This window comes from Streptomyces sp. SM18, assembly GCF_002910775.2.
Classification (GTDB): domain Bacteria; phylum Actinomycetota; class Actinomycetes; order Streptomycetales; family Streptomycetaceae; genus Streptomyces; species Streptomyces halstedii.
Genome location: NZ_CP029342.1, coordinates 4,097,028 through 4,116,729, shown reverse-complemented (window position 1 = coordinate 4,116,729; position 19,702 = coordinate 4,097,028). Strand labels below are relative to the sequence as shown.

General features: G+C 73.3%; 20 protein-coding genes and 2 pseudogenes. 7 read left to right on the top strand and 15 right to left on the bottom strand.

Annotation, left to right across the window (positions count from 1 at the left end):
• Window positions 1-81 precede the first annotated feature (81 nt).
• The 5 genes from B9S64_RS18665 to B9S64_RS18645 all read right to left on the bottom strand — a co-directional run bounded on the left by B9S64_RS18665 (window position 82) and on the right by B9S64_RS18645 (window position 4,910).
• The gene (locus tag B9S64_RS18665) at window positions 82-771 is read right to left on the bottom strand and encodes a copper homeostasis protein CutC (protein WP_103490269.1); all 690 of its coding nucleotides are present in this window, start codon (window positions 769-771) and stop codon (window positions 82-84) included.
• Window positions 772-978: 207 nt separating this feature from the next.
• Complete coding sequence (locus B9S64_RS18660) at window positions 979-2,385, bottom strand: lipase family protein (protein WP_103490268.1); 1,407 nt, start codon at window positions 2,383-2,385, stop codon at window positions 979-981.
• 124 nt (window positions 2,386-2,509) lie between these two features.
• Window positions 2,510-3,523, bottom strand: a complete 1,014-nt coding sequence (locus tag B9S64_RS18655; protein ID WP_103490267.1) for a biotin-dependent carboxyltransferase family protein — start codon at window positions 3,521-3,523, stop codon at window positions 2,510-2,512.
• On the bottom strand, window positions 3,520-4,164 hold the full coding sequence (locus B9S64_RS18650; RefSeq protein WP_103490266.1) for an allophanate hydrolase subunit 1: 645 nt from the start codon (window positions 4,162-4,164) through the stop codon (window positions 3,520-3,522). The genes B9S64_RS18655 and B9S64_RS18650 overlap by 4 nt, the downstream gene beginning before the upstream one ends.
• Complete coding sequence (locus B9S64_RS18645; protein WP_103490274.1) at window positions 4,161-4,910, bottom strand: LamB/YcsF family protein; 750 nt, start codon at window positions 4,908-4,910, stop codon at window positions 4,161-4,163. Before B9S64_RS18645 ends, B9S64_RS18650 begins: the two co-directional genes overlap by 4 nt.
• Window positions 4,911-5,076: 166 nt before the next feature.
• Here B9S64_RS18645 and B9S64_RS18640 point away from each other — a divergent pair, with 166 nt between their 5' ends.
• Both B9S64_RS18640 and B9S64_RS18635 read left to right on the top strand, forming a co-directional pair.
• Window positions 5,077-5,721 carry a hypothetical protein gene (locus tag B9S64_RS18640; protein ID WP_103490265.1) on the top strand — a complete coding sequence of 215 codons (645 nt, stop codon included), beginning with the start codon at window positions 5,077-5,079 and terminating at the stop codon, window positions 5,719-5,721.
• 72 nt (window positions 5,722-5,793) lie between these two features.
• Window positions 5,794-7,074: a Cmx/CmrA family chloramphenicol efflux MFS transporter gene (locus B9S64_RS18635; RefSeq protein ID WP_103490273.1), complete on the top strand. Its 1,281-nt coding sequence runs from the start codon at window positions 5,794-5,796 to the stop codon at window positions 7,072-7,074.
• A 91-nt stretch (window positions 7,075-7,165) separates the two neighbouring features.
• Here the strand turns inward: B9S64_RS18635 and B9S64_RS18630 are convergent.
• Window positions 7,166-7,432: pseudogene (locus B9S64_RS18630) on the bottom strand (DUF4031 domain-containing protein); the annotation flags it as partial.
• Complete coding sequence (locus B9S64_RS18625) at window positions 7,429-7,794, bottom strand: hypothetical protein (RefSeq protein ID WP_103490264.1); 366 nt, start codon at window positions 7,792-7,794, stop codon at window positions 7,429-7,431. The gene B9S64_RS18625 and the pseudogene B9S64_RS18630, both read right to left, overlap by 4 nt.
• A 127-nt stretch (window positions 7,795-7,921) precedes the next feature.
• On the opposite strand from B9S64_RS18625, the gene B9S64_RS18620 reads away from it, so the two are divergent.
• The 5 genes from B9S64_RS18620 to B9S64_RS18600 all read left to right on the top strand — a co-directional run bounded on the left by B9S64_RS18620 (window position 7,922) and on the right by B9S64_RS18600 (window position 12,305).
• Window positions 7,922-8,839, top strand: a complete 918-nt coding sequence (locus B9S64_RS18620) for a MurR/RpiR family transcriptional regulator (RefSeq protein ID WP_103490263.1) — start codon at window positions 7,922-7,924, stop codon at window positions 8,837-8,839.
• A gap of 92 nt (window positions 8,840-8,931) precedes the next feature.
• Entirely contained in the window at window positions 8,932-9,894 is a 963-nt protein-coding gene (murQ, locus tag B9S64_RS18615) for an N-acetylmuramic acid 6-phosphate etherase (protein WP_103490262.1), read from the top strand.
• A gap of 36 nt (window positions 9,895-9,930) precedes the next feature.
• Window positions 9,931-11,502: a PTS transporter subunit EIIC gene (locus B9S64_RS18610; RefSeq protein WP_103490261.1), complete on the top strand. Its 1,572-nt coding sequence runs from the start codon at window positions 9,931-9,933 to the stop codon at window positions 11,500-11,502.
• Window positions 11,503-11,618: 116 nt separating this feature from the next.
• Complete coding sequence (locus B9S64_RS18605; protein ID WP_103490260.1) at window positions 11,619-11,789, top strand: hydrophobic protein; 171 nt, start codon at window positions 11,619-11,621, stop codon at window positions 11,787-11,789.
• 162 nt (window positions 11,790-11,951) lie between these two features.
• Window positions 11,952-12,305, top strand: coding sequence for a PRC-barrel domain-containing protein (locus B9S64_RS18600; protein WP_028439462.1), 354 nt, complete (start codon window positions 11,952-11,954; stop codon window positions 12,303-12,305).
• A 156-nt stretch (window positions 12,306-12,461) separates the two neighbouring features.
• Here B9S64_RS18600 and B9S64_RS35090 read toward each other — a convergent pair whose 3' ends face one another.
• The 8 genes and pseudogenes from B9S64_RS35090 to B9S64_RS18560 all read right to left on the bottom strand — a co-directional run bounded on the left by B9S64_RS35090 (window position 12,462) and on the right by B9S64_RS18560 (window position 19,671).
• The gene (locus B9S64_RS35090; protein ID WP_103490259.1) at window positions 12,462-12,698 is read right to left on the bottom strand and encodes a hypothetical protein; all 237 of its coding nucleotides are present in this window, start codon (window positions 12,696-12,698) and stop codon (window positions 12,462-12,464) included.
• Entirely contained in the window at window positions 12,688-12,948 is a 261-nt protein-coding gene (locus B9S64_RS18590) for a hypothetical protein (protein ID WP_258037780.1), read from the bottom strand. The genes B9S64_RS35090 and B9S64_RS18590 overlap by 11 nt, the downstream gene beginning before the upstream one ends.
• A 101-nt stretch (window positions 12,949-13,049) precedes the next feature.
• Window positions 13,050-14,366 (bottom strand): MFS transporter, encoded by a 1,317-nt coding sequence (locus B9S64_RS18585; protein ID WP_103490258.1) that lies wholly within the window; start codon window positions 14,364-14,366, stop codon window positions 13,050-13,052.
• Entirely contained in the window at window positions 14,363-15,139 is a 777-nt protein-coding gene (locus B9S64_RS18580; RefSeq protein ID WP_258037779.1) for a helix-turn-helix transcriptional regulator, read from the bottom strand. Before B9S64_RS18580 ends, B9S64_RS18585 begins: the two co-directional genes overlap by 4 nt.
• A gap of 94 nt (window positions 15,140-15,233) precedes the next feature.
• Window positions 15,234-15,438: pseudogene (locus B9S64_RS18575) on the bottom strand (zinc-binding dehydrogenase); the annotation flags it as partial.
• Window positions 15,439-15,846: 408 nt separating this feature from the next.
• Window positions 15,847-16,473, bottom strand: coding sequence for a hypothetical protein (locus tag B9S64_RS18570; RefSeq protein WP_103490257.1), 627 nt, complete (start codon window positions 16,471-16,473; stop codon window positions 15,847-15,849).
• Window positions 16,470-16,859, bottom strand: a complete 390-nt coding sequence (locus tag B9S64_RS18565; protein ID WP_103490256.1) for a PadR family transcriptional regulator — start codon at window positions 16,857-16,859, stop codon at window positions 16,470-16,472. The genes B9S64_RS18570 and B9S64_RS18565 overlap by 4 nt, the downstream gene beginning before the upstream one ends.
• Before the next feature lie 145 nt (window positions 16,860-17,004).
• Window positions 17,005-19,671: a glycoside hydrolase family 9 protein gene (locus B9S64_RS18560; RefSeq protein WP_374936050.1), complete on the bottom strand. Its 2,667-nt coding sequence runs from the start codon at window positions 19,669-19,671 to the stop codon at window positions 17,005-17,007.
• Window positions 19,672-19,702: the final 31 nt, after the last annotated feature.

The following is a 19,702-nucleotide window of genomic DNA, read 5'->3' as shown; positions in this document are numbered from 1 at the left end:
GAAGCGCTCACCCGCCGGGCGCGGCCCGGCGTCGCCCGGCGGGTGAGTGCGGTCCGGCCACGCGGGCGTCCCCGGGCTCGGTCACCCGTCGATCGCCGCGCGCCACTCCCGTACGGCCGCCACGTCCACCGGGCCGGACCAGCCGCCGGGGCGGGCCGCTCCGCCGATGTGGAAGGCGTCGACGCCGGCACCCTTCAGACGGGGCAGGTGGTCCAGGCGGAGGCCGCCGCCCACCAGGATCCGGGCCTCGTAGCCGGGCTGTCCCGAGCGGGCCGCCTCGGCCAGCAGGGTCGGGATGCCGTCGTCCACCCCGGTCGCGGCCCCGGCCGTCAGATAGGTGTCCAGTCCCGGCATGTCGGCGAGGTGCTTGCGCAGGACGTCGCGGTCCACGGCGCGGTCGATCGCCCGGTGGAAGGTCCACCGGCAGCCGTCCAGTTCGGCGACGAGGCGCTCGACGGCCACCAGGTCGGCGTGGCCGTCCTGGTCCAGGAAGCCGAGGACGAACTCCTCGGCGCCCTCGGCCCGCATCTCGCGCGCCTTGTCGACCAGTACATCGATGTCACCGGCCGCGAATCCGTCCGCCACCCTGAGCATGACCCGCATGGGGATGTCCACGGCGGACCGGATCTCCGCGACGGTCTTCGCGGAGGGCGTCAGGCCGTCGGCGGCCATGTCGGTGACGACTTCGAGGCGGTCCGCACCACCCGCCTGGGCCGCGACCGCGTCCTCCGCGTCGAGTGCGATCACCTCCAGTAGTGCACGGTTGCTCATGGGATTCCAATTCTTCGGAAGCGGCTATAGGTCTAGTCCATTGACCAGCCTACGGGTCAGCCACCTGACAGCGCAGCTCCCTATGTGAACGTACGGCGGCTCCCTCTGTGAACGTACGGCGGCGCGGCCCGGCGACGACGCGAGGCCGCGGCGGCGTCCGTGGGGGCGGACGCGCCGCGGCCTCGCACGGTCACGGGCGGGGGTGCGTCAGGGCTGGAGCGGCATCGACCAGCAGTTGGAGGTGGTGCGCCTGCCTTCGAGACGGTCGGTCAGCCAGGACACGGCCTTGCCCTGGTCGGTGAGGAGGGGCGCGAGGTGGTTGGTGAGTATCTTGTCTCCGAGGTTGGGCAGGACGAGCGCGTCGTACGTCACGTCACCGCCCTTGCGGCACCAGTCCACCGCCAGTTGACGGGCCTGTCCGTGCGGCACGATGTCGTCGTGGATCCCGGTCGCCAGCCGCACCGGTCCGGTCGGCTTCAGGGTGCCGATGCGCTGGTGGTCGAGCACCGCCCGGAGCTGGAGTTCGGCCGCGATGATGTCGGCCAGGGACCGGCCGTCGGCCGTCCACTTGGTGCTCTTGGTGAAGCCGTGGCCGAGGATCGCGTCGCCGACGCACATGGTGGACGTGTCCTGGAGGGCGGCCTTGCCGGCCGCGTTGGTGTGGGCGTCGACGACGGCCCGCAGGAAGGGTTCGGACTGGACGAAGCCGTTGATCGACCAGCCCAGGGCGCCCGCCAGGGCACTGCCGTCTATGCCCTTCATGACCTCGGTGAGATCGGCGGGCGGCGCACCGGCGTAGGTCCCGGCCAGAGCGATCTCCGGGGCGTAGGCGGGCTGGAGTTCGGCGGCCGCGGCGGTGGCGCCGCCGCCCTGGCTGTAGCCGTACAGGCCGACGCGCGAGTCCTCGGTGACCGACGCCCCGGCGACTCCGCGCGCGGCGCGGACCGCGTCCAGCAGGGCGTGCCCCTCGTCGACGCGGTTGACGTAGGTGTGCAGCCGGTCGGTCGTGCCGAGACCCACGTAGTCGGTGACGACGACCGCCGCACCCTGGGCCAGGAAGCGGTAGACGGCCAGGTTGTCGTAGCCGATGGACAGCGTTCCCTCACCGATGGTCAGGGGGTACTGGAGGGCGAGCGAGGGGGCGCACTGGTCGCCCTGGCCCATCGTTCCCGAGGCCAGCGCGACCAGCGGGCGGGGGCCGGAGCCCTTCCAGCGGGCCGAGGGTTCGATGTAGGCGCCGGTGACGGCGACGGGCTGTCCGGCGGAGTCCGTGGACTTGTACATCAGCCGGGTCGCCGTGCCCGGCATCGGCTTGCCGTCCAGTCCGGGCAGGCTCAGCCCCAGCGGAAGGGGTTCGCTACGCACGAGGGCGCCGTCGGCGGCGGGCAGTCCGGCGGGCGGGGTGTAGAAGGCGGGGATGGTGACGCCCCGGGACACCACCGGCTCGGTATCCGTCGCGGCGGAGGCGGCGGGTACGGCGAGGGCGCCGAGGCAGGCCGCCGCGGCGAGGACCGCCAGCGCCGTCCGGCCGGTACGGCGGCGGGTGGCGGGGCGGAGACCTGGGTGGGGGGTACGCGTGGTCGAGCTGGAACGGGCGGTCTGAGGGGGATGCACGGCTCACTCCTCGCACACGTCGGATGCAGGGTGAGCGCAAGCTAGCACCGAGGTGTTACCTCAAGTAACCGGCCGGTAAGTTACGCTTCGGTAACGTGGCGGCGGGGCCTCCTGACGACGGCGCTCAGACCGCCGTGAACCGCACCGGTGTCCCGGGGACCGCCTGCGCCGCCGCGGCGAGCGCGGACGCGGCGACCACGCCCACGACCGGGTAACCACCGGTCGTCGGATGATCGTTGAGGAACACCACCGGCCGCCCGTCCGGCGGCACCTGGACCGCGCCCAGCACCACGCCCTCGCTGGGAAGTTCACCGCCCCGGACACGCTCCAGGGCGGGTCCCTCGGTACGCAGGCCGATCCGGTTGCTCCGCTCCGAGACCCGGTACACGGCGGTGGTGAACGTACGCAGCGCGGCGGACGTGAACCAGTCGTGGCGCGGCCCCTGATGGACCGGCAGGACCAGCTCGGCGGGCGCGCCCGGCCAGGGCACGGGACCGGCGGCCGGGCAGCCGTGAGCCGGAACGCCCGCGCCCAGGGGCAGGGCGTCGCCGTCACGCAGGACCGGCGGGCCGAGCCCCGAGAGCAGGTCTGCCGACCGGCTGCCCAGCACCGGTTCGGGCACCAGGCCGCCGTCGAACGCCAGATAGGCGCGGAGTCCGGACAGCGCGGGCCCGGCCTCCAGCACCGCCCCCGACGGCACGCGCACGGGCGCGCCCCAGGCCGCCGGCCTCCCGTCCACCGTCACCCGGCACACCGCCCCGCCGACCACGGCGGTGACCGGGCGGGGGCCGGTGACGCGGACCGCGCAGCCCGTGAGGGTGGTCTCCAGCACGGCCGCGTCCGGAGGGTTGCCGACGAGCCGGTTGGCCAGGTCCCGTGCCGGGCCGTCCAGCGCCCCCGCGCGGGGCACGCCGAGATGCGCCAGGCCGGTCCGCCCCGCGTCCTGCACCGTCGTCAGCGCCCCGGCCCGTACGACCTCCAGGCGGGCACCGGCGGACGCCACCCCTCCGCGCCCGGCGGCACTCGCTTCCCGCCGCCCGGGGACACTCGCTTCTCCCCGCCCGGCGGCACTCGCTTCTCCGCGCCCCGGGGGCGGGACCCGCGGCGCGTCCCGGGCCGTGCCGGGCCCCCGGGTCATCCGGCGTCCCCCGCGAGCACGAAGCGCACCCGGGACCCCGGACCGAGCAGCGCGGCCGGTTCACGTCCCGGGTCCCACAGGGCCTCCGGTTCGGGTGTCCGGCCGATGAGCTGCCAGCCGCCGGGCGAGGGGCGCGGGTAGAGCCCGGTGTACGGCCCGGCGAGGGCCAGCGCGCCGGCGGGCACCCGGGTGCGCGGTGTGGCCCGGCGCGGCACCCGCAGATGGCCGGGCAGCCCCGTGAGGTAGCCGAATCCGGGCGCGAACCCGCAGAACGCCACCCGGAATTCGGTCCGCGCGTGGATACGCGGCACCTCCGCCACGGGCACGCCCCACGCGGCGGCGACATCGGCGAGGTCCGGACCGTCGTAGACCACCGGGATCTCGACGGCCTCTCCGCCGCCCCGCCGCAGGGGCGGCACCTCCCAGGACGTCAGCCCCCGGGCCAGCACGGCGGCCGCCCCGGGTTCGATCCCGTCCAGCAGCACGGTGGTGGCTCCCGGGACGATCTCGCGGACGGCGGGCAGCGCGCCCTGGGACCGGCGGCGCAGCAGCTCCGCGTGGAAGGCTTCGGCCGCCTCACCGCAGGACAGCTCGACCAGGAGGGCGCCCGGTCCGGCCGGGAGCACCCGTACCGCGCTCATACGAACGCCCGCACCGTCACGCCCGCGTCCTCCAGGGCGGTCCGGACGCGCCGGGCGAGCGCCGCCGCCCCGGGGGTGTCCCCGTGGACGCACAGCGACCTCGCGCCGACCGGTATCCGGCTGCCGTCCACTCCGGTCACGGCGCGCTCGACGGCCATGCCGACGCTCCGGCGTACGACTTCGTCCGCGTCGTGCACCACCGCGCCCTCCTCGCCCCGGGGGACGAGCGTGCCCCGGGGGGTGTAGGCGCGGTCGGCGAAGGCCTCCTCGACGGCGGTCAGTCCGGCCTCCCGGGCGTGGGCGAGCAGCCGGGAGCCGGGCAGGCCCAGGACGGCGGGACGGCCCCCGGCGAGCAGCACCCCGGCGACGACGGCGGCCGCCTGCCCGTCGTCGTGGACGGTGCGGTTGTACAGGGCGCCGTGCGGTTTGACGTAGGTGACCGCGGAGCCGGCCGCCTCGGCGAACACCCGGAGCGCGCCGATCTGGTAGGCGGTCTCGGCGGTGAGTTCGGCCGCCGGTACGTCCATGGCGCGGCGCCCGAATCCGGCCAGGTCCCGGTAGGAGACCTGTGCCCCGATCCGTACCCCCCGGGCCGCCGCCGTGTCGCAGACCCGCCGCATCACGGAGGCGTCGCCGGCGTGGAAGCCACAGGCCACGTTGGCGCTGGTGACACAGGTCAGCAGCGCCTCGTCCTCGGTGAGGGTCCAGCGCCCGAACCCCTCGCCGAGATCGGCGTTGAGGTCCATCGCGTATGAGGCGGCGGCGGGGGCCGCGCCGTGGTCCGCCCGGTACGCCGGGAGCGCCGCTTCTGTCACCGCCGCAACGTAACCAGTGGCCGGCCCGCCCGACAAGGTCCCGGCCTCCGCGCCCGCCCGTCCAGATCCCCGGCCCCGGTCGCTCTACCCTCGCCGTATGACCGACGCCTCCACACTCCGCCGCCGCTGGCAGGACGCCCTCGTCGCCGTACGGGGCACGGCCTCCGGCCCCGACCCCCTGCCGTACGCCGACCACCTCCTGGAACGCTGGGGCGAGCCCCAGCGGCGCTACCACACCACGGCCCACCTCGCCCAGGTCCTGGACCACGTGGACACCCTGGCCGGTCATGCCGCCGACCCGGACGTGGTGCGGCTGGCCGTCTGGTTCCACGACGCGGTCTACCGCCCCGACCGCTCCGAGAACGAGGAGCGCAGCGCCGCGCTGGCCGAACGGGCGCTGCCCGAGGCGGGGGTGCCCGACGCGGCGACGGCCGAGGTGGCCCGGCTGGTCCGGCTCACCGTCACCCACGATCCGGCGGACGGCGACCGGGACGGCGAGGTGCTGTGCGACGCGGACCTGGCGATCCTGGCGTCGGCCCCCAGGGAGTACGCGGCGTACGCGGCCCAGGTGCGCGAGGAGTACGGCTTCGTCCCCGACGACCTCTTCCGCGCGGGACGGGCCGACGTCCTGCGTCATCTGCTGGGGCTACCCCGGCTGTTCCGTACGCCCCACGGGGCCGCCGTGTGGGAGCCGAGGGCCCGGCAGAACGTCACGACGGAACTGGAGCTGCTCACCGGCTGAGACAGGGGAATGGCGGGCACCGGATCGCTGTTGCTGTGTGTCATGCCTGACTCCGCGTCCCGCCGCGCCCGTATGCCCCTGGCCGTGTACATCCTCGGCCTCTCGGTCTTCGCTCTCGGTACCAGTGAGTTCATGCTCTCCGGGCTGCTGCCGCCGATCGCCGACGACATGGACGTGTCGATACCGCAGGCGGGGCTCCTGATATCCGCGTTCGCGATCGGCATGGTGGTGGGCGCCCCGCTGCTGGCCGTGGCCACCCTGCGGCTGCCCCGCCGTACGACGCTCATCGCCCTCATCTCGGTCTTCGGGGTGGGCCAGATCGCGGGTGCGCTGGCACCGACGTACGAGGTGCTGTTCGTCTCCCGGGTGGTGAGCGCGCTGGCCTGCGCGGGCTTCTGGGCGGTCGGGGCGGCGGTCGCCATCGCGATGGTCCCGGTGAACGCGCGGGCCAGGGCGATGGCCGTGATGATCGGCGGACTGTCGATCGCCAATGTGCTGGGGGTGCCGCTGGGCGCGTTCCTCGGTGAGCACTTCGGCTGGCGCTCGGCGTTCTGGGCGGTCGGCGCCGCCTCCGCGGTCGCCCTGGCCGGGGTCGTCACCCGGATCCCGCGCATCCCGCTGCCGGAGAAGAAGCCGCAGCTGAGGCGCGAGGTGGCGATCTACCGGGACCGTCAGGTGTGGCTGTCGATCGTCATCACGGCGCTCGCCGCGGGCGGGGTGTTCTGCGCGTTCAGCTATCTGGCACCGCTGCTGACGGATGTCGCGGGGCTCGGTTCGGGGTGGGTGCCCTGGGTGCTGGGGCTGTTCGGCCTGGGCGCCCTCATCGGCACGATGATCGGTGGCCGGGTCGCGGACGCGCACCTCTTCGGTGTGCTGCTGAGCGGTATCAGCGCGTCGACGGTCTTCCTGGTGGCGCTGGCCTTGTTCGCGTCCAGCCAGGTGGCGGTGGTCGTGCTGGCGTTCCTGCTGGGGCTGTCCGCGTTCTTCACCGCCCCGGCGCTCAACGCCCGGATGTTCAACGTGGCGGGCGCCGCCCCGACGCTGGCGGGCGCGACGACGACCGCCGCGTTCAACCTGGGCAACACCAGCGGCCCCTGGCTGGGCGGCACGGTGATCGACGCGGACTTCGGCTTCCAGGCGACCGCGTGGGCGGGTGCGGCCATGCTGGTGGTCGGCCTGGCGGCCGTGGGGGTCTCGCTGCGGCTGGGCGGCGCCGGGACGCCGTCCCTGCGGGTGGCGGGCGCGAATGCCGGTTCCGGGCCGCGCACCACGGTCTCCCCGGCGGCCGTCAGCGGGACGGCGCCCGTCACGGGGTCCGCGTCGTCGGAGCGGGCGGCGTCGTCGTCGGAGTGAGCGGCGGCCCCTGTGTGGGCGCCGTTGTCTGAGGGCGCGGCGGCGTCGGAGTGAGGGGCGTCGTCCGGGTGGGAGCCGTCGTCGGAACGGGCGGCGCCGGGCGGCCCTTCGGTCGCCGTAGCCCGGCGGCCGTGAGCCGGCGCACGATCTCCTTCGACCCGACCTCCCTCGCCCCGGCGCGCACCGCGTCGGCGTAGTGCGCCTCGGGGACGTCGTAGTGGTCGCGCTCGAAGGCACGCGGCGGGCAGCCGATGGCGGCGGCGAAGGCGTGCAGCTCCTCGAACGACACGTCGCTGACCAGATGCGACCAGAGGCGGCCGTGGCCCGGCCAGGTCGGCGGATCGATGTAGACGGTCACCGGCGCAGCACACCGGCCAGCCCGCCCACGGGGGCGACGGACACCGCGGTCTCGGTGCAGACCCAGTGCGGGTCGGCGCCGAGCTCCGGTTCGACGTCGAGCGCGTGCGGTCCCTCCGTGCACACCGGGCAGAGCGGCCAGCGGCCGTAACGCTCCAGCAGGGCGTCCTGGACGTCCTGCGCGATCAGGCCGGTGACGTAGGACACGCCTTCGGGCCACTGCTCGACCCACCACCGGCGGTGGGTGACCGCGTCCTCCACCAGCGAGACGATCTGGGCCTCGGCGACGTCGCCCGCGACGAGATCGGCCATCACCAGCGCGCGTGCGGTGTGCAGGGCCCGTTCCAGGGTGTTCAACTCCATGCCTCCATTGTCCTCCTGCCGGCCTTCCCGCTCGTCCTCCCGGCCCGCGACGGTGGTCCGGAAGGGTTTTCCACAGGTCGGACCAAAGGGGGTTGACGGGACACCGCGTTGAAAATATCTTTCAAACGTGACCCATGACGTGAAGGAAAGTTTCAGCGCCGATTCCCCGCCCGCACCCGCCGCACTCGCGGCCAAGGTGCGGACCCTCGCCCCGTCCATGACCCGCTCCATGCAGCGGGTGGCCGAAGCCGTCGCGGGCGACCCCGCGGGGTGCGCCGCCCTCACCGTCACCGGTCTCGCCGAGCTCACCGGCACCAGCGAGGCCACGGTGGTCCGCACCGCCCGTCTCCTCGGCTATCCGGGCTACCGCGACCTGCGCCTGGCACTGGCCGGGCTCGCCGCCCATCAGCAGTCCGGCCGGGCGCCCGCCGTCACCGCGGACATCGCCGTCGACGACCCGATCGCCGACGTCGTCGCCAAGCTGGCCTACGACGAGCAGCAGACCCTCGCGGACACGGCCGCCGGGCTCGACACCGTCCAGCTCGGCGCCGCCGTGTCCGCCGCCGCGACCGCCCGCCGTATCGACGTCTACGGCGTGGGCGCCTCCTCCCTCGTCGGCCAGGACCTCGCGCAGAAGCTCCTGCGGATCGGCCTGATAGCGCACGCCCACACGGACCCGCACCTCGCCGTGACCAACGCGGTGCAGCTGCGCTCGGGGGACGTGGCCATCGCCATCACCCACTCCGGCTCCACCGGCGACGTCATAGAGCCGCTGCGGGTCGCCTTCGACCGCGGCGCGACGACGATCGCGATCACCGGACGCCCGGACGGGCCGGTCACCCAGTACGCCGACCACATCCTGACCACCTCGACCGCCCGGGAGAGCGAGCTGCGGCCTGCGGCAATGTCCAGCCGGACGAGCCAACTACTGGTCGTGGACTGCCTGTTCATAGGCGTCGCGCAGCGCACGTACGAGACGGCCGCGCCCGCGCTGTCCGCCTCGTACGAGGCACTGGCCCACCGCCACGCCCCCCGCAGCCGCTGACGGCGCCCCGCCGACGCCGTCGCCCGCACCCGCACCCGCACCCGCACCCGCACCCGCACGTGATGATGAACGAGAAAGCAGAGCCGCCGTCCATGACCTCCACCACCGACGCCGACGCCGCCACCCCCGACGGCTACGACGCCCTGCGCGCCCAGCTCGCCACCCTGACCACCGAGGCGTTCCGCCCCGAGCTGGCCGAGATCGACCAGCTCCCCACGGCCGACATAGCCGCCATCATGAACGGCGAGGACAGCACCGTCCCCGCCGCCGTCTCCCGGGTGCTCCCGCTGATCGCGGCCGCGATCGACGCCACCGCCGAGCGTATGGCGCGCGGCGGCCGGCTGATCTACGCGGGCGCCGGCACCGCGGGCCGCCTCGGCGTCCTCGACGCCAGCGAGTGCCCGCCCACCTTCAACACCGACCCGTCCGAGGTCATCGGCCTGATCGCGGGCGGCCCGTCCGCCATGGTCACCGCCGTCGAGGGCGCCGAGGACAGCAAGGAGCTGGCCGCCGCCGACCTGGACGGGCTGGGTCTGACCGCCGACGACACCGTGGTCGGGATCTCCGCCTCCGGCCGCACCCCGTACGCCGTCGGCGCCGTCGAGCACGCCCGCTCCCGGGGCGCGCTCACCCTCGGCCTCTCCTGCAACGCCGACTCCGCGCTCGGGGCGGCGGCCGAACACGGCCTGGAGGTCGTCGTCGGCCCCGAGCTGCTGACCGGCTCCACCCGCCTCAAGGCCGGTACGGCCCAGAAGCTCGTGCTCAACATGATCTCGACGATCACGATGATCCGGCTGGGCAAGACGTACGGGAACCTGATGGTGGACGTGCGCGCCTCCAACGAGAAGCTGCGCGCCCGCTCCCGCCGGATCGTCTCGCTCGCCACCGGCGCCACCGACCAGGAGATCGAGGCGGCGCTCGCCGCCACCGACGGCGAGGTGAAGAACGCCGTCCTCACCATCCTGGGCGACGTCGACGGACCCACGGCCTCCCGTCTCCTCGCCGACTCGCACGGCCACCTCCGCGCCGCACTCGCGGCCGTCCGCACCACCTGACGCACCACTCCCCCGCACAGCAAGGCACGACGCACCATGGCTACTGAAGACAAGAACCGCGCGACAGCCGCCGCGATCCTTCCGCTCGTCGGTGGCGCGGCGAACGTCAGCTCGATCGCCCACTGCATGACCCGGCTCCGGCTCGGCCTGCACGACCGCTCCCTCGTCGACGACGAGGCCCTGAAGGCCGTCCCCGCCGTGATGGGCGTGGTCGAGGACGACACGTACCAGATCGTGCTCGGTCCGGGCACCGTCGCCCGGGTCACCCCCGAGTTCGAGCGCCTGGTCGAGGAAGGCCGGGCCCCGGCCCCCGCCGAGCCGGCCGGCGGCACCCCCGCCCCGGTCTCGGCGGAGGAGCTGGCCGCCCAGGGCGCGGCCATCAAGGCGCAGCGGAAGGCGAAGAACGCCACCCCGTTCAAGCTGTTCCTGCGCCGCATCGCGAACATCTTCGTACCGCTGATCCCCGCCCTGATCGGCTGCGGCATCATCGCCGGCCTCAACGGCCTGCTGGTGAACCTCGGCTGGCTGCCGTCCGTCACCCCCGCGCTCGCCGCGATGGCCTCCGGTTTCATGGCGCTGATCGCGGTCTTCGTCGGCTACAACACGGCGAAGGAGTTCGGCGGCACACCGATCCTGGGCGGCGCGGTCGCCGCGATCATCGTCTTCCCGGGCGTCGCGAACATCGACGCCTTCGGCCAGACCCTGGCCCCGGGCCAGGGCGGTGTCCTCGGTGCCCTCGGCGCGGCCGTCCTCGCGGTGTACGTCGAGAAGTGGTGCCGCCGCTGGGTGCCGGAGGCCCTGGACGTCCTGGTCACCCCGACCCTCACCGTCCTGGTCTCCGGCCTCGTCACGATCTTCGGCCTGATGTTCGTGGCCGGTGAGGTCTCCTCCGCGATCGGCACGTTCGCGGACTGGCTGCTGTCCACGGGCGGCGCGGGCGCGGGCTTCCTGCTCGGCGGCTTCTTCCTGCCGCTGGTGATGCTGGGCCTGCACCAGGCCCTCATCCCGATCCACACCACGCTGATCGAGCAGCAGGGCTTCACGGTCCTGCTCCCGATCCTCGCGATGGCCGGGGCCGGCCAGGTCGGCGCGGCGGCCGCGGTCTATCTGCGCCTCCCCCGTAACGAGTCGATCCGCACGACCATCAAGTCGGCCCTGCCCGCGGGCCTGCTGGGTGTCGGCGAACCCCTGATCTACGGCGTCTCGCTCCCGCTGGGCCGTCCGTTCGTCACGGCCTGTGTGGGCGGCGCGTTCGGCGGCGGCTTCGTGGGCCTGTTCAACCAGCTCGGCGACTCGGTGGGCTCCACGGCCATCGGCCCGTCCGGCTGGGCCCTGTTCCCGCTCCTGGACGGCAACCACGGCCTGGGCACGACGGTCGCGATCTACGCGGGCGGCCTGCTCGTCGGCTACGTCGCCGGGTTCGCCGCCACGTACTTCTTCGGCTTCAGCGCGTCGCTGCTGGAGGAGTTCAACGTCTCCCAGAAACCGGCGGCGGCCGGACCCACGGCCACACCCACCGGCCGCCCCGGGACACCGGCGTCCGCCTCCGGAGACCGCGACTCGGGCGACTCCGGAGACCCCACGGCGAAGGAACCGGCGGGGGTCTGACGCCGGGCCGGGCACCCGCGCCGGAACCTGCGGCCGGGCAACCAGGAAAAGAATCCGCAAGCGACCGGTGTATCGAATTGTTCAAGGGGCACCAGACGTGTCGGAGGTTGATAACTATGGGTCCCCTGCTTCTCGTTCTTCTGCTCGCCCTGATTCTTTTCGGTGCCGGTTTTGCACTCAAGGCACTGTGGTGGATCGCGGTGATCGTCCTCATCGTCTGGCTGATCGGATTCTTCGTCCGGCCCGCCGCGAGTGGCGGCCGACGTGGCCGCTGGTACCGCTGGTAGGCGGTGCGACAGCGCTTCACCAGGACCGATGACGCGGGTGGGCCGGAAAGAGATTTCCGGCCCACCCGCATTTTCATTTCTTTCTTGACGCGTGTGTGTCTTCGATGATCGGGGGCACCCGCCTTGTCGAGACCGAATGGACCGTCACGAAAGGAGCCGATGATGAGCGACCACCTGTGGGGTTACCAGCCGACAAGCGGTCATACCGCGGGCGCCGACCTGACCGGTTACACGGTCGAGGCGACCGATGGAAGTATCGGAAAGGTGGACAAGCACTCGGACGACGTGGGCTCGGCCTATCTCGTGGTCGACACCGGCGTCTGGATCTTCGGCAAGGAGGTGCTCCTGCCCGCCGGCACCGTCAAGGGCATCGACACCGAGCACCGGACGATCTTCGTCGACCTGACCAAGGAACAGATCAAGGACTCGCCGGAGTTCGACAAGCACAAGCACACCGGCGACCCGGCCTACCACGCGCAGGTCGAGAGCTACTACGTCGGCCACCGCCTGCGGTAGGCACGACGCGGCCACCGCCGGACACAGGCGGGGGCGGGCCCGGACACACGGGCCTGCCCCTGCCTGTCGGCGCGCGGGTCGGGACGCCGGCGGGAGCACGGGGCGCTTCCGGCCGGCACACGCTTCCGCACGGGGCGCTTCCGGCCGGCGCGACGGTCATCGCGGCAACTGCCCCTCCCGGTTGATCTCCCTCACCCGGGCCCGCAGCGCCACCCCCGGCGGCGCCGGGCGCACGGACTCCCGCGGGCAGTCCCACTCCGCGCCGCCCCCCGGCGGCCGCAGTCGTACGTACGGTCCTACGCGCCTCATCACCCGGCCGACCCGGCCGTCACGGCCGTCCACCGCGAAGGTGCCGAGCTCGGGCGTACACGGCTCATGTCCTTCAACTGTCATGGGGCGCCTTCGCTTCGAGCTGGGCGCTCAGGCGCAGCGCCGTCTCGATCGAGCACCGGCCGAGATCGACCAGCGGAACCGGCTCACCGCCCGCGCACGACACCGGGTCGACGCCCAGCGACGGCAGTTTCACGCCGACCGAAGCGAGCCCGGCCCGCAACCGTGCCACCGCCTCATCCGCCGCCCGCACTCTGTCCCTGTTCCCTGCTTCATCGCGCCGTTCCGTAGCCGTCATCATGATCTTTCCCATTTCCACGCTGAGTAGCGGGTATGCCTACACAGCGTGGTCAATTCCTCGACGCGGAGGAAGAGAAGCGGTCCCCGCGGCCGCACGTGCCCGCGTCGAGGGGGTCAACACGGCACCGGGCGGCTGTCGTCGTCCGTGTCGTCGGCGGCGCCCACGACGTCGCCGGCAGCCAGGGAACGGATGCCGGGTATCGGCGACGGCAGGAGCCAGAGCAGCGACAGGGCCCCGCCGACAGCGGCGAGGAGGAGGGTCGGCCGCAGACCGACGAAGGTGGCGAGGAGCCCTCCGACGACGGCACCGAGTGGGCGTATGCCGTAGTTGATCGTGCCGTACGCGCCGGCCACGCGACTGCGCATGCCGTCGGGGATCACCGCGGCCTGGAGGGAGTTGAGGTTGACGTCGAACAGCATGACGCCGAAGCCGGCCAGGAACTCGGCCGCGGCCAGGGCTCCGGCGCGGAGCCAGAGCGGGCCGTCCGCAGCGGCGACGAGGGCGGTCGGCGCGGGAAACAGGACCGCGCCCACGCAGATGCTGCGCCCCACACCGATCCGCCGCGAGATCTTCGGGGCGAACACCGCGCCGAGGAGGGATCCGGTCGCGCCGACCCCGAACGCGATGCCGATCGCTCCCGCCGAGAGTCCCAGGGTCCGGTTGGCGAACAGCACGAGCAGCCCGCTGCCCGCGACGAAGGAGAAGAAGTTGACGGTCGCCGCGCAGCTGAGGGCGGCCCGCAGCACCGGGTGGCGAACGACGAACGTCAGCCCCTCCCGGGCGCGTCGCCACAACGGGGGCGCCGCCGGGTCCCCGGGGGCGGCGGGCGGTTCGTCGACCCGCACCCGGCCCACCAGGATCGCTGACGCCAGAAAGGTCAGGGCGTCCACGACCAGGGTGACGGGTGCGGTCAGCACCTGAATCAGAGCACCGCCGACGGCCGGGCCGACGACGTACGACGCGGACCGGGCGGCGCTGAGCTTGCTGTTCGCGTCGACGTAGGAGGCGCGCGGCACCAGGCGCACGAAGAAGGGCGGATAGGCGGTGTTGAACAGCACCCCGGCGGCGCCCGTCAGCAGGGCCACGGCGTACAACTGCCCCAGCGTCACCGCCCCCAGCAGGTAGGCCACCGGGACGCTGAGCAGCACCACGGCGCGCACCAGGTCGGCGAGGACCATCAGGCGGCGCTTACGGGCGCGTTGGTCGACCCAGGCCCCCAGAATGATCGCGAGGAGGTTCGGGGTCCAGATGGCAGCGGTCAGCCACGCGACCTGGTTGGCCGAGGCGTTCAGGGCGCTGACGGCGATCAGGGGCAGGGCGAGTTCGGTGATCCGGTCGCCGAACTGCGAGACCGACTGACCGGCCCAGAAGCGGCGGAACCGCCGGTCCCGCCACAGGGATATCGCCGCGACCGGCTCCGGGCCACTCACGACGTCTCCCGCGTCTCCCGCGTCTCCTGCGGCTGCCCCGCCAGCCCGGACCCGCCGGACCGCCCGGTCTGCCCGGTCTGCCCGGACTCGCCGGAACCCCCGGAACCCCCGGACCGGCCGGACCGGCCGGACCGCTCGGGCTGCTCGGCCTGCTCCGGCTCCCCAGGCCCCCCGGGCTTCCCCGGCTCCCCGGAGCCTTCCGGCAGTACGTACCGCATCAGCAGGACGCCACGGCCGTCGTCGGGCCGCTCGGCCGGGTCACGGGTGACGTACGGCGCGAGAACCCGCTCGATCCCGTCCTCGATCGCCGCGAGTTCCTCGGCGGACACGACGACCCGGGTGTTGGCCAGCCCGGCCAGCCTGAGCCAGGTCGGGTCGAGTGCGGGTCCGACCTCCTCGGCCCATCGGCTCGGGAGGTCGGCGTAGCGCCGGAACATCTGCTGTGACAGCACCCGCGCGGCGGCCTGACCCTCCTCGTCGGCCGGGTCCAGCGGCGCCTCGAACCGGAAGCCGCGTGCCGCCGCCTCCCACCTCCGCTGGCGGCGGTCCGGTCCGGGCTCGCTGTCACGGACCAGCCCGAAACCGGCCAGATGGCGCAGATGCCAGCTGGTCACCGAGGGCGTCGCTCCCACGTCGGGCGCGAGCTGGGTGGCGGTCGCGGGTCCGTGCCGCCGCAGGTGGTCGAGGATCGCCAGCCGCACCGGATGCGCCAGCGCCCGCATGGCCTGCGGATCGGTGATTTCGATGTCGCCCAAGCGGTTAGGGGTCTCCATGACGTGAGAGTGTCCTCTCACAATTCGTGAGAGTCAACTCTCAGATCCCGCCCGGTGCGCGGCGGACACGCTCGTCCACTGGCCCTCCCGCCCCTCACGCCACCCGGATCACGCGCTTCCCCCGGACCCCCCCTGCTTCCAGCGCACGATGGGCGGTGGCGATGTCGCCGAGCGGGTGGACCGTGTGCACCAGGGGGTGGATCGCGCCCGTCTCCCCATAACGGGCCAGGCGGACGAACAGGTCGTGGGCCGGGGTTCCCGCTGAAGAAGCGGAGCCGACGTGAGCCATGGACCGCGGAGATCACCCGGTCGCCCGGTGACGCTCGGGGAATCGGCAGCCCGGCTCGCCGCGGGCCCCTCGCGCCGCGCATCGGCTGCCGCTTCGGCACCGGCGCCCTCGACCCCTCGACGGACTTCCCCGAGAGGTTCTGACTCGGTCATCAAGAGGGTGTGTCGCATGCAGGCGCCGGAGCGCGGCTCCACACAGGCCCTCCTCGGCAAGTCCCCCGACCACGCCGGGTACGCCGGGGAAGCGCGCCCCGCCGAGGAGAGGCCGGCCCGGCTGATTCGGCGCGCCCAGGAGGCCGGGCAGTTGCGGCCGGACCACCGCCCCGCCCCGCCGTCAAGCCGGCCACCTGCGCCGCCGGGCCGTCAGACCGCCGCCCCGCCGACCCGCCGGACCGCCAGCCCCCCGACCCTCCGGACCCTCAGGCCTTGCGCACCTTCCAGAGCCAGCCCGCGCCCACGGCCACCATGACCAGCATCGCTCCCGTCAGCAACCACGGCACGAAGGTCGGCACCTCGCTGGAGGAGACACCGAAGTTGTAGCCGAGGGCGATGACCGTCGGGAGGAAGGCGGTCACCGCGACGCCCACCCATTTCTGGTTCCAGTCCCAGTGCCGGGACCTGCACAGCACCACCACTCCGACGATCCTCAGCACCAGGCCGAGGACGCCCACGAGGATCCCCGCCAGCATCGCGACGACCGGCAGCGCGACCACGACCCAGGCGGGCGTACGGCGCCTGCCGGACCCGCCCACCGGTTCCACGGCCACCGGCACCACCGCGGGCCCCGCGACCGGCGCCCCGGAGCCGGTGCCGACCCCCGACTCCTGGAGCGCGGTGGCCGCGATCGTGCGCGGGTCGCCCAGCTCGCTCAGGATCTCCCGCGTCCCGCCCGGCCGCTCGGCCAGGGCGATCTCGATGTGCTCGGCGAGGTCGGAGACGAGCTCCTGCCGCCGCTCCGGCGGGAGCGCCGACGCCTCACGCCCGACTGCCGCGAGGTACTGCTCCACCAGCGCACGCTCGGTGTCGCCCGCGTTCTCGGCCTTCATTCCTCTGCCTTTCCAGATGGCTGCGCACACGCCGTCGGCGTGAGCAGGCGGTCCACCGCGTCCCGGAAGCCGGGCCACGTCCCCGTGAACTCCGCGAGTGCCGCGTGTCCGGCCTCGGTCAACTCGTAGTAGCGGCGGGGCGGTCCGGAGGTGGACTCCCGCCAACTGGTGACGACGAGTTCGTCCCGTCGCAGCCGTGACAGCAACGGGTAGACCGTGCCCTGGCTCGTCGCCAGCGCCCCCGTCTCCTCCAGCTCCCGGAGCAGCTCCACCCCGTACCTCGGCCCGTCGCGCATCAGGGCGAGCACGCAGTACTCCAGGACGCCCTTACGGAGCTGGCTGACGGCCTTGCTCGGAGTGCGATGCGTCGGCCCGGTCGGTTCCATGCAATGCACAGTACCTTGCGGCCACAGGTTCCGGACCCGCGGGGAGGCCCGTCCACCACACCGGCCCCGCACCCGCCCATGCAAAGGGCCCGGAGGCGGCGCACCCGCGAGGGGTGACCGCGTCCGGGCCCGGTGGCTCTCCGGGTCAGCCCGCCGCGCAGGCCCGGCCGTTCAGCTTGAACGTGCCCGGGTCCGCGGCCGCCCCCGTGGCCGAGGTGTTGAAGCCGAAGTCGACCGCCGCACCGGGTGCCAGCGTCCGGTTCCACGCCAGCGGCCGGGCACTGACCGTGCGCCCGTGCTGCTCGAACTCCGCGCTCCACGTGTGGCTGAGCTTCTGCTCACCGGGCAGCAGCCAGGTCAGCGCCCACGGCTCGACCGGCGACGAGCCGGTGTTCTCGACCCTCACCGACACGGTCGAACCACCGCTCCAGGGGTGCGAGGAGTACGCCACCTTGCAGGTGCGGGCCGCGGTGGTCTGCCCGCCGTCGCCCGCGTCGTCCAGGTAGGAGGCGATGAAGGCGAGGGGGGCGTTCCAGTTGACGGTGATCTCGTTGGTCGACCAGGAGCCGATGTCGTCGATGTAGCACATCGCGGGAGCGCAGCCGTTCAGCTTTTCCGCCGCCACCGGGTCACCGGAGCCGGCGGCGGTGCGGTTGGGGCCGCCCGCGACCGAACCGGGCGCCGGGTTCGGCAGGTTGGAGTCGTACTGGTGCGCCCAGAAGCGGTGGTGCTGGTTGTGCGAGTCCCGCGCGCCGTAGCCGGTGACGTACGACTGGTTCAGCGGGTTGCGGCCGAACAGGTAGTCGGCGCCGCGCAGCACGGCGTCCTGGTAGGCGGCCTCACCGGTCAGGTCGTGGGCGACGGCCAGCACCACCATGTTGTTGAGCACCTGACTGTTGGACCCCCAGACGTAGTCCTCGCCCCGGGGCGAGGACGGCAGCCCGTACGCCTGCGCACGGGACTGGGCGGCGTAGCGGTCGGCCGCGGTGGTCACCATGGCCCGTACACCCGTGAGTTGCCCGTCCGTCAGGTTGTTGGGCACGGTCGCCAGGGTCAGCGCGCCGAGCCCGGCGGTGGCGCCCCAGGAGAGACCGCCGCCCGCCGGGAAGACCGCGTCCGCGTCGCCGTGCAGGTCGGAGGAGAGCACCGCCTGGCGGTAGGTGTCCTTGCCCGTGGTGGTGAACAGCTCCGCCGCCGCCCAGTAGAACTCGTCGGAGACGTCGTTGTCGTCGTACGTGCCGCCTCCGACGCCGTCGTTCGGGTCGGCGAACACGTCCGGGTGCCGCTTCGCCGCGTCCCACGCGGTCTCGGCGGCCCGCAGGCAGCGGTCCGCGAAGTCCTCGTCGTAAGGGGCGTAGAGCCGGGCGCACTGGGCGGCCGTGGCGGCGAGGTTGAGCGTGGCGGCCGTGGACGGGGCGTGCAACTCACGCTGCTGCGGGTCCAGATGCGGCTTCATCGGCAGCCCGGTCCACTCGGCGTCGTGCATCTTGTGGTGGACCATCCCCGCCAGCGGTTCGCCGGCCGGGACCTGCATCTTGATCAGGAAGTCCATCTCCCAGCGCGCCTCGTCCAGGATGTCCGGCACCCCGTTGTCCCGCTCCGGCACCCGCAGCGCGCCGTCACCGAGCTGGGCCGACTCGGCGTTGTCGGCGGTCAGCGTCCGCTCGTACGTGGACATCAGTTGGGCCACCGAGATCCCGCCGTTGACCACGTACTTTCCGTGGTCGCCCGCGTCGTACCAGCCGCCCGACGCGTCCAGCCGGTAGTCGCAGACCCCCGGCTTGCACGGGACGTCCGTGTCCCCCTTGTTGGGCGCGACACCGATGTGCCCGGCCGGGCGCGCGTACGGTTCACCGACGAGGTCCGCGTCGATCTCGATGCCGCTGCGGTTGTGGTAGAAGTACGCCAGCGCGTCGGAGCGCAGACCGTCGTAGAGGTCCCCGCGGATCGAGAACGGCTCGCTCACCTCGCCGTCGATCTCCACCGTGTAGCCGTCGCCCGGCGTGGTGAGACCGCCGAAGTCGAAGGTGTGGACCCGCTGGCGCGAGCTGGCGTCCTCCCCCTGCGGAACGGTCGTACCCGTGGCGGCCGTCGAGCCGTCCCCGGCCTTCACGGTCCAGGTCAGCGGCGCCTCGGCGTCGGTGACCACGGTGCCGCTCTTGACGCCCCGGGGCAGGTAGCCGACCTGGTTGACACGGACCGGCGAGCCGGTGTCCGGTACGTACACCGGAGGCTCGGCCCCGCCGCGCAGCGACACGTCGTCCAGGCAGAAGGTCGTGGCGCGCTCGCCGCCGCCGATCTGCAACTGCACCGACGCGGCCGGCTGGTCCACCGACGCCGTGAACGTACGGGTGACCTGGGTGTCCTCCGTACCCACCGGGTCAGCGGTGGCGAGCACCGTGCCGTACGGCTCGACGGCCTCCTGCACCCGTGTCTGGACGGTCAGGGGCACCGTCGAACGGGCCGTGTAGGACAGCTCGTAGCTCTCGCCCGCGACGATCGGGATGTCGTTCTGGCCGACGATGACGTCCCAGGCCTCGGCCGTACCGCCGGGGACCTCGACGCACAGCCGCCCCTCGGTCACGGCCGCCGAGGCGTTCGGCGTCCACCACCACGGGGCGGTGCCGGCGGCGAAGTCGCCGTTGGTGATCTGCTCGGGGCCGGGCGCGGCGTCGTCGGCCAGGGCCGTGCCGGGAACCGCCAGGGCACCCGCGCACAGCAGGGCGGCGGCCGCGATCCCGAGCGCGCGCCTCCCGTACCGGGACCGTGAACGGACGGGTGCGGGCCGGGCGGGGGGTGGTAAGGCGTTCACCGATGAGACCTTTCGTCCGGACGTACGGGGC